Annotated in this window: 9 protein-coding genes; 5 read left to right on the forward strand and 4 right to left on the reverse strand. The window is 45.1% G+C overall.

What is annotated here, in order from left to right; translation table 11 throughout:
* Positions 1-304 precede the first annotated feature (304 nt).
* Positions 305-2,179 carry an argininosuccinate lyase gene (argH, locus tag ACED28_RS07720; protein ID WP_009848895.1) on the forward strand — a complete coding sequence of 625 codons (1,875 nt, stop codon included), beginning with the start codon at positions 305-307 and terminating at the stop codon, positions 2,177-2,179.
* 254 nt (positions 2,180-2,433) lie between these two features.
* On the opposite strand, the gene ACED28_RS07725 is transcribed toward argH, so the two are convergent.
* Entirely contained in the window at positions 2,434-2,682 is a 249-nt protein-coding gene (locus ACED28_RS07725) for a DUF3624 domain-containing protein (RefSeq protein ID WP_371709588.1), read from the reverse strand.
* Between the two features lie 87 nt (positions 2,683-2,769).
* Here ACED28_RS07725 and ACED28_RS07730 point away from each other — a divergent pair, with 87 nt between their 5' ends.
* The gene (locus tag ACED28_RS07730; RefSeq protein ID WP_017073714.1) at positions 2,770-3,117 is read left to right on the forward strand and encodes a RidA family protein; all 348 of its coding nucleotides are present in this window, start codon (positions 2,770-2,772) and stop codon (positions 3,115-3,117) included.
* A 315-nt stretch (positions 3,118-3,432) separates the two neighbouring features.
* Here ACED28_RS07730 and ACED28_RS07735 read toward each other — a convergent pair whose 3' ends face one another.
* Positions 3,433-4,899, reverse strand: coding sequence for a dihydrolipoyl dehydrogenase (locus ACED28_RS07735; protein ID WP_135382439.1), 1,467 nt, complete (start codon positions 4,897-4,899; stop codon positions 3,433-3,435).
* 306 nt (positions 4,900-5,205) lie between these two features.
* Positions 5,206-5,934 carry a glutathione peroxidase gene (locus ACED28_RS07740; RefSeq protein ID WP_009848898.1) on the reverse strand — a complete coding sequence of 243 codons (729 nt, stop codon included), beginning with the start codon at positions 5,932-5,934 and terminating at the stop codon, positions 5,206-5,208.
* A 221-nt stretch (positions 5,935-6,155) separates the two neighbouring features.
* Here ACED28_RS07740 and oxyR point away from each other — a divergent pair, with 221 nt between their 5' ends.
* Positions 6,156-7,049, forward strand: a complete 894-nt coding sequence (oxyR, locus tag ACED28_RS07745) for a DNA-binding transcriptional regulator OxyR (protein WP_017103618.1) — start codon at positions 6,156-6,158, stop codon at positions 7,047-7,049.
* 107 nt (positions 7,050-7,156) lie between these two features.
* On the opposite strand, the gene ACED28_RS07750 is transcribed toward oxyR, so the two are convergent.
* A complete protein-coding gene (locus tag ACED28_RS07750) occupies positions 7,157-9,715 on the reverse strand; it encodes a penicillin-binding protein 1A (protein ID WP_371702132.1) in 2,559 nt (852 codons plus the stop codon).
* 151 nt (positions 9,716-9,866) lie between these two features.
* On the opposite strand from ACED28_RS07750, the gene pilM reads away from it, so the two are divergent.
* Positions 9,867-10,892 (forward strand): type IV pilus assembly protein PilM, encoded by a 1,026-nt coding sequence (gene pilM, locus ACED28_RS07755; RefSeq protein ID WP_371709589.1) that lies wholly within the window; start codon positions 9,867-9,869, stop codon positions 10,890-10,892.
* Positions 10,876-11,514 (forward strand): PilN domain-containing protein, encoded by a 639-nt coding sequence (locus ACED28_RS07760; protein ID WP_371709590.1) that lies wholly within the window; start codon positions 10,876-10,878, stop codon positions 11,512-11,514. The genes pilM and ACED28_RS07760 overlap by 17 nt, the downstream gene beginning before the upstream one ends.
* Positions 11,515-11,527: the final 13 nt, after the last annotated feature.

The following is an 11,527-nucleotide window of genomic DNA, read 5'->3' on the forward strand; positions in this document are numbered from 1 at the left end:
AGGCCAGTAAACAGACATTATTATGCAAAGCCCATTCACTATTGATTAGTGAGTGGGCTTTTTACTTTCTATTTGCCGAATAAATCAGCTTCGGTTTTTCCTATCGGATGGCATATAATTCGCGCTCCACGCTAAAAATAATCAATGGATTGAACTATTGGTGAATAAATATGTGAAAATAATGAATTAATACTTTATTTTCATTTTGAATTGCCGTAAGTTTAAACCATCAGAAAAATACTGAATTTTAATCAGAATTATCATTTGCAAAAACAGTGAGCACTGTGCAATTAGGAGATACACAATGGCATTATGGGGCGGTAGATTTACCCAAGCAGCAGACACCCGGTTTAAAGATTTTAACGATTCTCTTCGTTTTGATTACCGATTGGCTGAGCAAGACATTGTGGGCTCAATTGCCTGGTCTAAAGCTCTACTGTCGGTCAACGTATTAACCGAAGAAGAGCAACAGAAGCTTGAGTTAGCGTTGAATGAGCTAAAACTTGAGGTGATGGAAGACCCTGAACAGATTCTACGTTCTGATGCAGAAGATATTCACAGCTGGGTCGAGCAACAACTTATCGGCAAAGTCGGTGACTTGGGCAAAAAACTTCACACTGGCCGTTCTCGTAATGACCAAGTGGCGACAGACCTTAAACTATGGTGTCGTCAGCAAGGTAACCAACTGCTACTTGCATTGGATCGCCTACAAAGCCAAATGGTGAACGTCGCTTCTCAGCATCAAGAAACCGTGCTTCCTGGCTACACTCACTTACAACGTGCTCAGCCGGTAACTTTTGCTCACTGGTGCTTGGCTTACGTTGAAATGCTTGAGCGTGATTATTCTCGTTTGAATGATGCGATTAAGCGTCTAGATACATGTCCGCTGGGTTCTGGTGCCCTTGCTGGAACTGCTTACCCGATGGACCGTGAAGAGTTAGCTCACAACTTAGGTTTCCATCGTGCAACGCGTAACTCTCTAGATTCAGTTTCTGACCGTGACCATGTGATGGAGCTGATGTCGATTGCATCTATCTCAATGCTTCACCTTTCGCGTCTTGCAGAAGATATGATTTTCTACAACTCGGGTGAATCGAACTTCATCGAGTTAGCAGATACCGTGACATCAGGTTCATCTCTGATGCCACAAAAGAAAAACCCAGATGCGCTAGAGCTAATCCGTGGCAAAACTGGCCGTGTGTACGGTTCATTAGCTGCAATGATGATGACTGTAAAAGCTCTGCCTTTGGCGTACAACAAAGACATGCAAGAAGATAAAGAAGGTCTGTTCGACGCTTTAGATACTTGGAATGATTGTATGGAAATGGCTGCTCTTTGTTTTGATGGCATTAAAGTGAACGGCGAACGTACACTTGAAGCAGCGAAGCAAGGTTATGCGAACTCAACAGAATTGGCTGATTACTTAGTAGCGAAAGGCATTCCTTTCCGTGAAGCTCACCACATTGTTGGTGTAACAGTCGTCGCAGCTATTGCTAAAGGCTGCGCATTAGAAGAGTTAACCATCGCAGAGATGAAAGAGTTCTCTGAGGTGATTGAAGAGGATGTGTATGACATCCTGACCATTGAATCGTGTCTTGAAAAACGTAGTGCGCTAGGCGGTGTCTCACCACAACAAGTGGCTTACGCGGTTGACCAAGCAGAGAAGCGTTTATCACAGCGTGATACTTCTATCGTTAAGGTTCGTTCTGCTCGTCTGACCGATATTGAAGCGTTGGAAGGCATGGTGGCCTACTGGGCGAATATGGGTGAAAACCTGCCTCGTTCTCGTAATGAACTGGTGCGTGATATTGGTTCGTTTGCCGTCGCAGAGCATCATGGTGAGGTGACAGGTTGTGCGTCACTCTATGTGTATGACTCTGGCTTAGCGGAAATCCGTTCGTTAGGTGTTGAAGCTGGTTGGCAAGGCCAAGGGCAGGGCACCGCGATTGTGCAGCACTTGGTTGATAAAGCGCGACAAATGGCGATCAAGAAGGTGTTTGTGCTGACTCGTACCCCAGAGTTCTTTATGAAGCATGACTTCTTACCAACATCAAAATCTCTGTTGCCTGAGAAGGTACTGAAAGATTGTGATCAGTGTCCTCGCCAACATGCATGTGATGAAGTGGCGTTGGAAGTGAACTTGGTTGAACAGATCATCGCAAAGGTGAATGTTGCATAAGGTATTGATTTTATAGCCCCTAAAAAAAAGATCAAAAATCTGATCTTTTTTGGGAACAAACTAAGAAAAGTCCGGTCTATTAAAGTACCACTGCTTTTTCTTAGAATTTTCTAAGAAAGCCCTAGAATCGATTGGTTCTGGGGCTTTTTTCTATCTGTTGTTTGGGAAATGAGGAGCGGTTGTTAAATCGAAGCACTATTGGGTCATTGAATCGAACATCTAGCCATTTTCGTTTATCTAATAAAGCCTCTCTGCTAACGCTTCTTTTTCCTCAAAGGAAGCACGACAAATTTCATTATCCAATGCAGTGACAGCAAACTACTGAATGCCAACGCGGCCATCATCAAGGCGATGGCATTGATGGTTTTTGGGTCTTCTTTGAAAAATAACCACCACACTCCCCAACTTAAAATCGACAACACCATCAGTTGGTTCATACAACGTTGGCAGCGACCGAGTTTGTTACGGATTTTTTCACTTTTATTGCAATGAATGCATGTCATCTTGGGTTTGATTCGCGTTATGCTTGTTGCCTTGATAATACCACGTCACAAGATATTGGATCACGGTGACACAGAGAGAGAAAGTCGATGATTGAGCGCCAAGAAACCAAACAACGCATGAGCCGTATTGTTAAACACAACGGCACTATCTACCTATGTGGCCAAGTGTGTGCTGATGCAACTAAAGACATCACAGAACAAACACAAACGATGCTAGATAAAGTGGAGACCCTACTTGAGCAAGCGGGCAGTGATAAAGAGCACATGCTGTCAGCAACGATTTACTTGAAAGACATGAAAGACTTCCAAGAAATGAACGCAGTTTGGGATGCATGGGTTCCTGAAGGTCACGCTCCAGCTCGCGCATGTGTAACGGGTGATATGGCTCGTGAAGCGCTACTTGTTGAGATCTCTGTGATTGCTGCTGAGAAGTAATTGCTTAAAGCTTTTAGTGACGCAATGGCTTCAAGAGATCCCAGATACCTCGTCCCGCGGTTCTGGAATGACGGTTAAGTTTTGGTTTAGCTGATGCGTCACTTTGGTCTGCTTCAGCTTAGATGCGTTTTTAAAACTACCATCACACTGATTGGCTTCGGCTCAGATGTGCGTTAAAAGTTACGTCATTCCCGAAAGCGACGAAGGAGCGTAATCGGGAATCTGTTATTTGCTCGTTGCCAAAAACAAAAAGGAAAGCCAATGGCTTTCCTTTTTAGTATCTAGCGTTTGCTCATTGCTAACGATAGCCTGAGATTAACAACCAGGGCCACAATCTAGACAGTGTTTCACCATCTCTGGACCAAGGTGCAGTTTCGCATTCAGGTCACGTAGCGCTGTTCGCACACCTTCTTCAATCACTGGGTGGTAGAACGGCATGTCTAGCATTTCAGAAACCGTCATCTTGTTCTGGTGTGCCCAAGCTAATAGGTGAGCCAAGTGTTCTGCGTTTGGTCCCATCATTTCAGCACCAAGGAAGCGGCCTGTACCTTGCTCGCCGTATACGTGCAGAATACCTTTGTTGCGCAGCATCACTCGTGAACGACCTTGGTTCTCGAAAGACACTTCACCTGTTGCGAAACAACCACATGTGCCTAAGCGTGTGGTGATCTCTTTGTAAGTTTCACCAACCATCGCGATTTGTGGGTCAGAGAATACCGCTGAGATTTTAGAACGGCGTAGGCCTGCACGAATCTCTGGGAAGCGACCTGCGTTATCACCCGCAATACGTGCTTGGTCTGCTGCTTCATGCAGTAGAGGCAGTTGGTTACTTGCGTCACCGGCAATAAATACTGATGGTAGCGATGTTTGTAGTGTGTAGTGGTCTGCGATAGGAACACCACGTTCATCAAGTTCTAGAGAGGTATTCTCTAGGCCAAGCTTATCAGTGTTTGGACGACGACCTGTTGCTGCAAGTACATATTCAACGACGTTAGTTTCTAGTTCACCTTGTTTATTGATGAACTGGATCTCGACGCGATCTTCACCCGAGTCAGTAGTAATACGTTTCATGCTTTCGATTTTTACGTCGGCATCAAGGTAGAATTCTTCATTGAAGGCTTTGTCTGCGTAAGCCATGATCTCTGGGTCGGTTACCGGGCCTACTTGACCACCTAAACCGAACAGTTTTGTTTTTACACCCAAGCGGTGCAGTGACTGACCAAGCTCTAGGCCAATAACGCCCGGGCCAAATACTGCCACTGATTCTGGTAAATCATCCCAGCTGAATACGTCATCATTAATGATTAGACGGTCGCCAAGTTCATTCCAAACTGCAGGGTATGCAGGGCGAGAACCTGTTGCGATAACAATACGCTTAGCCGTCACAACTGTGTGGTCATCGATTTGTAGCGTGTTGTCATCTAAGAACTTTGCGTAGCCAGAAATCTTGTCTTGTTCTGGGATTTCATCAACACCTTCTAAAACAAAACCAACAAAACGGTCACGTTCAAACTTCACTCGGTCCATTACTTCACGGCCGTTAATCACGATATCACCTTGTGGGTGAACGCCAAAAGCCGGAGCTTTCTCAATTTGGTGTACACTTTCAGCCGCTGCAATAAGCAGTTTAGATGGCATACAACCAACACGAGCACAGGTTGTACCGTAAGGGCCGCCTTCAATCATCACAACACTGTCAGTGTGTGCTTTTGCAGCGCGGTAAGAACCTAAACCTGCCGTACCGCCCCCGATAACTGCTACATCTACATTGACTTGTTTCATAATAATTTTCTCGCAATAGCTAAATTTAGTTTGAACGAACCCCTCCAACTCTGGTGATTTTTTAAGAGTCAGGATTGCGGGTCAGTTTTGTGATTCTGTTTTATTAGGTTTAGCTTGTAGCTCTGCCTTTATTGCTATCTGCTTCTTGTTACTAACTATAGGTTAGTTAAAGACGGGCGAGTCACAAGCTATATTCTCTTTCCAAAGCTCAGATAAGAGTGTTTGGAATAGCTAACCCACAAGAGGGTGGGTTAGCTGATATTGCTTAGTTAACTTAACGATTAGGCTTATATCGATGGTAAGTCATTAACCTAGGAAAGCTTCAAGTTCTTCGCTACCACCGATGTGTTTGCCACCGATGAATACTTGTGGAACCGTTGTGCGACCAGAGATTGCACGTAGGCTTACTGTTGTCGCGTCTTTACCTAGTACTACTTCTTCGTAGTTCAAACCTTTGTCGATTAGGTTCTGCTTCGCTTTCATACAGAAAGGACAGCCTGGCTTAGTGAATACTGTGATTGACTCTTGCTCTTTGTGCTCAGGTGCAATGTAGTTAAGCATAGTATCTGCATCAGAAACCTTGAACGGGTCGCCTGGTACGTCTTCTTCGATGAACATTTTTTCTACCACGCCGTTTTTAACCAGCATGCTGTAGCGCCATGAACGTTTGCCGAAGCCGATGTCGTTTTTCTCAACTAGCATGCCCATACCGTCTGTGAAATCACCGTTACCATCTGGGATGAATGTGATTTTTTCAGCTTCTTGGTCTGCTTTCCAAGCGTTCATTACGAATGTGTCGTTTACTGAAACACATAGAATGTCATCAACACCGTTATCTTTGAATACAGAATGTAGCTCGTTGTAACGAGGTAGGTGGCTTGAAGAACATGTCGGTGTAAACGCACCTGGTAAGCTGAATACGATAACTGTCTTGTCTTTGAATAGCTCTTCCGTCGTTACGTTAACCCATGCATCGCCCTGGCGAGTTGGGAATGTTACTTGAGGGATTGATTGACCTTCTTTAGATGCAAACATATTGATTTCCTTAAATAGTATTTTGAATTTTGTTCTATCAGAGCTTAACGTTTTTCTTTGCTCTGTTTCGTTTCGTTGAGCCCATTATTAGACAAATCCTTTGATAGCTCTAATCGTTTGATGTTATGGTTTTGATAGGTAAATTCTATCAAGAGCATTTTTCTTTTAAATGTTTCTATGAAACCCCTTGTTCTTATTAAACCAGAGGTAAGAGACTGATCATGAACATTCGTGACTTTGAATACTTGGTGGCGCTCGCAGAGCACAAACACTTCCGAAAAGCGGCAGAAGCGTGCTTTGTCAGTCAGCCGACACTAAGCGGTCAAATACGCAAACTAGAAGATGAAATTGGACTTCAGTTAACCGAGCGTAGTCCAAGGAAGGTCATATTTACAGAATCAGGGTTACAACTTGTTGAACAAGCCAAGCGTATTCTCAATGAAGTAAAGACTTTTAAGGATATGGCAAGTGGACATGGTGAAGCGATGACGGGGCCGATGCACATTGGTTTTATTCCGACCGTTGGCCCTTATATTTTACCTAAGATCATTCCTCACCTTAAAGAGTGCTTTCCCGATCTTGAGCTTTACCTGCATGAAGCGCAGACCCATCAGCTAGTGAGTCAACTTGAAGATGGCAAGCTTGATTGTTTGGTATTGGCTGCAGTTGATGAAACGGCGGCGTTCAAAGAGATTGATGTGTATAACGAACCGTTAAGCGTCGCAGTACCGTGTGATCATGAGTGGGCTAAGCAAGACACTGTTGATATGCTGCAGTTAAATGGACAAACCGTACTTGCACTGGGCGATGGCCACTGCTTGCGAGACCAAGCCTTAGGCTTCTGTTTTGCTGCGGGTGCAAAAGATGATGAGCGCTTTAAAGCGACCAGCTTAGAAACGCTGCGTAACATGGTGGCGGCAGGGGCAGGTATTACCTTGCTTCCTCAGCTATCGGTACCGAAGGAAAAACAGAAAGATGGTGTGTGTTACGTTCCAGCGGTGAACCCAACACCTTCACGTCGCATTGTTGTTGCCTACCGACCGGGCTCTCCGTTAAAGGGGCGCTTTGAGCAATTGGCTGAGGCTATCCGAACTCAATTAGATAAAGCTGTTTAGTAATTTAAATCGTAGATAGCTCTGATTATAGATACAAAAAAAGGGTTGATATGAATACATATCAACCCTTTTTGTTGGTTCATGTTACTTGGTTCAACAAACCCTAACTAGAACAGCTCTTCTACTGCTTCACCTGATGACGTTGAGTAGATGTCATCATTGAAACGTTCAGTAATGTACTCGGTTGGCTCAGTGCCTTTCTCGAAATACTCGAACATTGATGAGCTGTCGAACTTGTTGGTCAGTAAGCCAGTTTCACGGTCGATACGAACGCGAACGATATTTTCTGGAAGCTCTTTACGTTGTGCCGGAACACCCGCTAACGCTGTGCCCATGAAATCAACCCATGCCGGCTCTGCTGTTTTAGCGCCCGCTTCTGCACCTGTAATTTGATTTTTACCAAGGTTAGAGTTCGCTTTGGTTCGACCTAGGTTACGGTTGTGGTTGTCAAAGCCAACCCATACCGTTGCAACCATGCCAGGGCCGTAACCGCTGTACCAAGTATCTTTCGAATCGTTGGTGGTACCGGTTTTTCCGCCAATATCGCGACGCTTCAGCGGTTGAGCACGCCAACCTGTACCATTCCAGCCTGTGCCAGCACTCCAGTCACCGCCGCCCCAGATATTGCTGTACATCATTTCACGAACAAGGAACGCGTTCTGCTCAGTGATCACTTGGGGTGCGTACTGTACTTGGGCATCCACATCTTGCTCGGCAAACTCATCAGCCATTGAATCTGAGGTCATTGGCTGTTGGCAATCGTCTTTACACACTACTTTCGGTGTCGCTTGGAATTCAGTCTCACCAAATGGTGTTTCAATGCGGCTGATGTAGAAAGGTTCAACGTAGTAGCCGCCATTAGCGAATACTGAGTAACCTTGAGCTACCTTCATTGGCGTTAAGCTACCCGCACCCAGAGCAATGGTTTCAGAGCGCGGTACTTCGTCAATATCAAAACCAAATCGAGTTAGGTAGTTACGAGTATCATCCAAGCCCACTTCGCGCAGTACACGTACTGCCATTACGTTTTTAGATTGAGCTAAGCCAATACGTAAACGAGTTGGACCCACATAGGTCGGTGGTGAGTTCTTTGGTCGCCATGCCGTGCCTTGGCTCTTATCCCATTGATTGATAGGCGCATCGTTGATCAGTGAGGCTAGCGTTAAGCCTTTCTCAATCGCTGCTGAGTAGATAAATGGTTTGATACCAGAACCCACCTGACGAATAGATTGCGTTGCACGGTTGAATTTGTTGTGAACAAAGTTAAAGCCACCCACCATCGACAATACCGCGCCGTTGTTCGGGTTCATTGCAACAAAAGCGGTGTTCGCATTGGGTACTTGGCTTAGTCGCCATACAACCGGTGTTTCAGGTTCAGTTGTTGTTTCTTCGGTAGGCTCTTCAGATACTTCATCGCCGGTTACTGCTTCATGGCGAACCCAAACTTGCTCACCAACAGCCAAAATCTCTTTCGCTTGAGAAGGCGCTGGACCTTGGCGGTTGTCCGTTAGGAATTTACGCGCCCAGTTCATGCCTTGCCACTCGATAGTGCCTTCGCCTTGGTTCTTAACCCAAACTTGAGCGCTTTTCGAATCAACAGCGGTTACAACTGCTGGTACTAAGTCACCATAGGTTGGTTGAGACTTAAGGTGCTTAACGATTTGTTTTTGATCCCAAGCCGATTGCGCCGTTTGCCATAATACTTTTTCAGCACCACGGTAACCGTGACGTTCATCGTAGCCAAGTAGGTTCTTAATCGCTGCTTGGTTCGCTGCTTTTTGTAGTTTTGAATCAACGGTGGTGTAGACCTTCATGCCTGATGTGTAAGCGGCTTCACCATAGCGTTCAACCATCCAAGCTCGTGCAACTTCTGCTACATATGGTGCGCTCAGTTCAATCTCGGCACCGTGATATTTCGAGATAAGTTCTTCACTGCGAGCGTCATCGTACTCCGATTGAGTGATGTATTTTTCGTCTAGCATACGACGTAATACCACGTTACGACGGTTGGTCGCACGCTCAACAGAATAAATAGGGTTCATAGTTGAAGGTGCTTTTGGCATGCCCGCAAGCGTAGCCAATTCACTTAAGGTGAGCTCAGGAAGATCCTTACCAAAATAAACACGCGCTGCTGCGCCGAAACCATATGAACGGTGACCAAGGAAGATCTTGTTTACGTAAAGCTCCATGATTTCTTCTTTACTCAGAAGTTGCTCTATGTGGATCGCAATGAAGATCTCTTTGATTTTACGCATGATCTTTTTCTCATTAGATAAGAAGAAGTTACGCGCAAGCTGCTGAGTAATGGTACTTGCCCCTTGTTTGGCTGAACCGGACATAGCAACCACGAGTGCTGCTCGAGTGATACCAATTGGATCAATACCAGGGTGCTCGTAAAAGCGGCTATCTTCGGTAGCAATCAAAGCTTCAACTAGGTGGCGAGGAATCTCGTCATAAGTCACTGGATTACGACGCTTTTCACCAAATTGAGAGATCAATTTACCGTCTTGACTGAAGACTTGCATTGGCGTTTGGAGTTCTACGTCACGCAAAGTGGCAACATCAGGCAACTCTGGTTTTACGTAATAGTAAAATCCGAAAATTGTACTGACTCCAAGAATCATGCAAATCAATGTAAATATGAATAATCGCTTTATGAACTTCACCGGATAATCCCTGATTAGTTAAGGCTGATAAGCAGCAAACCCTTGTACTCTAGGTTAAAAACTTAGCTTTCGTTTATTAACGCTTATTTAACTAATAATCACAACCCCTAGATAATCAACGAAATGCTTGGCACTTCAGGAGCTAGGTCACATGGGTTCATCATTAATTACAGGTATAGATATAAATCATCACAGCATCAAAGCCGTGGTACTAAAACCCGTGGGGGAGTTGTATGCCCTAGTGGGATACAAAGAGCTGCCGATTTCGGACGACATTTTTACAGCTAACCATACTTTGGAGTATCAGAAAACTGTTAAGAAACTTAAAGAACTTAGGAAAGGACTGCCTTTTGGCTGTCGCAACGTCGCCATTTCGGTACCCGATAACACGGTGATCAGCAAAGTACTGCAAATAGAGAGTGATTTAGAAGACAGAGAAAAGGAGTTTTCTATCTATCAAACCTTTGCTCATCAATCTCCCTTTCCTATCGAGGAGCTGAGTTTAGATTTTGTAAAGCTGGAAGACAAACGATTTGGTAAAGGATCGACAACTAGCTATCAGATATATGCGACTCGTAAGGAAGTTGTAGACAGTCGAGCGGATGCTTTAAATAAAGCCGGATTTAAACCTGTTGTCATCGACACCCAAGCACATGGTCTGCTCAATATTTGGCAGTTGGCTTCACGCCTTTATCCTGAAAAAAGTAACTGGTTGCTGGTGGACGTGGGAGTTGACCAAACGTCGTTAGGCATTATCCCGCAGGATTCAGCACCTTTCTATAAAGACATCGCCTTTGGTACTCAAGATCTTCGCGGTACTGACAGCCCGAGTTATACAGAAGGTGTGTTCGGCAACGCAGAGGAGACACATCGGTTTATTGTTAATTTGGTTGAAAAGCTTAAGCGACAGTTGCAACTCTATTCCTCAGTGAATGCACTTGAGCCGATATCCGGGATCTGTCTGATGGGCGAAGGAGCCAGCATTCCGATGGTAGTTGAAGATCTAGAGCGCCATTTTCAGATGAGTTGTGAATCGCTCAATCCTTTATCGTTATTTGAGAACAAGGTGGCGAAGCGGCACCAACTGCCGATGAACTGGCAACATTTCGGCATTGCCGCGGGTATGGCGATGAGTGGACTCAAGTGGCAAGGAGAGAAGCATGTTGCATCAAATTAACCTGCTGCCGTGGCGTGATGAGATTCGCGCTCAGCACAAGAAGCGTTTTATTCACCTAGTCATTCTTGGCGTCATCATTGCACTTACAGGGCAATGGGCGGTTGGTCACTATTTTCAAGATCAACAAGCCAAACAGCAAGCTCGCCTCAATTATCTTAATCAATACATTGCCGAGCTCGACCGACAAATTCAATCGTTAAAAGTTGCAGAACAAGAACACAAAGCCATTCTGACTCGACTTGATGTCGTGGAGTCGTTACAGCTTGGCCGTAATAAGACCACCGACTTTATGAATCTAATGCCGGAGCTGATTCCTGAAGGGGTGTATGTCGACAAGATAAAGATGAATGGTCAGGAGATTGAGATGGCCGGTATCAGCGACAGTACGGCTCGCCTCGCCACAATGTTGGACAATCTAGAGCGTTCTGATTCTCTTAAAGGGGTCGAGATGCACTCTATTATCCATAACCGAAAACGCTTCAATAAAGAGTTTCAGACCTTCAAGGTCTCTTTTGTGTTTAGCCCTGTTTCTTTAGAAAACACAACCGCAGAGAGCGCAACCGCGAGCAGAAAAGAGAAGGGTCGGATAAGCGACACCTGTTACCAGGTGCCGCTCTCCTAAGAACCCAGCGTGC

The organism is Vibrio sp. 1F253 (genome assembly GCF_041439295.1).
Classification (GTDB): domain Bacteria; phylum Pseudomonadota; class Gammaproteobacteria; order Enterobacterales; family Vibrionaceae; genus Vibrio; species Vibrio tasmaniensis_A.

Excerpts from the sequence above, each read along its gene's own strand:
- argH (WP_009848895.1), top strand. The coding sequence starts at position 305 with ATGGCATTATGGGGCGGTAGATTTACCCAAGCAGCAGACACCCGGTTT.
- ACED28_RS07725 (WP_371709588.1), bottom strand. The coding sequence starts at position 2,682 with ATGACATGCATTCATTGCAATAAAAGTGAAAAAATCCGTAACAAACTC.
- ACED28_RS07730 (WP_017073714.1), top strand. The coding sequence starts at position 2,770 with ATGATTGAGCGCCAAGAAACCAAACAACGCATGAGCCGTATTGTTAAA.
- ACED28_RS07735 (WP_135382439.1), bottom strand. The coding sequence starts at position 4,899 with ATGAAACAAGTCAATGTAGATGTAGCAGTTATCGGGGGCGGTACGGCA.
- ACED28_RS07740 (WP_009848898.1), bottom strand. The coding sequence starts at position 5,934 with ATGTTTGCATCTAAAGAAGGTCAATCAATCCCTCAAGTAACATTCCCA.
- oxyR (WP_017103618.1), top strand. The coding sequence starts at position 6,156 with ATGAACATTCGTGACTTTGAATACTTGGTGGCGCTCGCAGAGCACAAA.
- pilM (WP_371709589.1), top strand. The coding sequence starts at position 9,867 with ATGGGTTCATCATTAATTACAGGTATAGATATAAATCATCACAGCATC.
- ACED28_RS07760 (WP_371709590.1), top strand. The coding sequence starts at position 10,876 with ATGTTGCATCAAATTAACCTGCTGCCGTGGCGTGATGAGATTCGCGCT.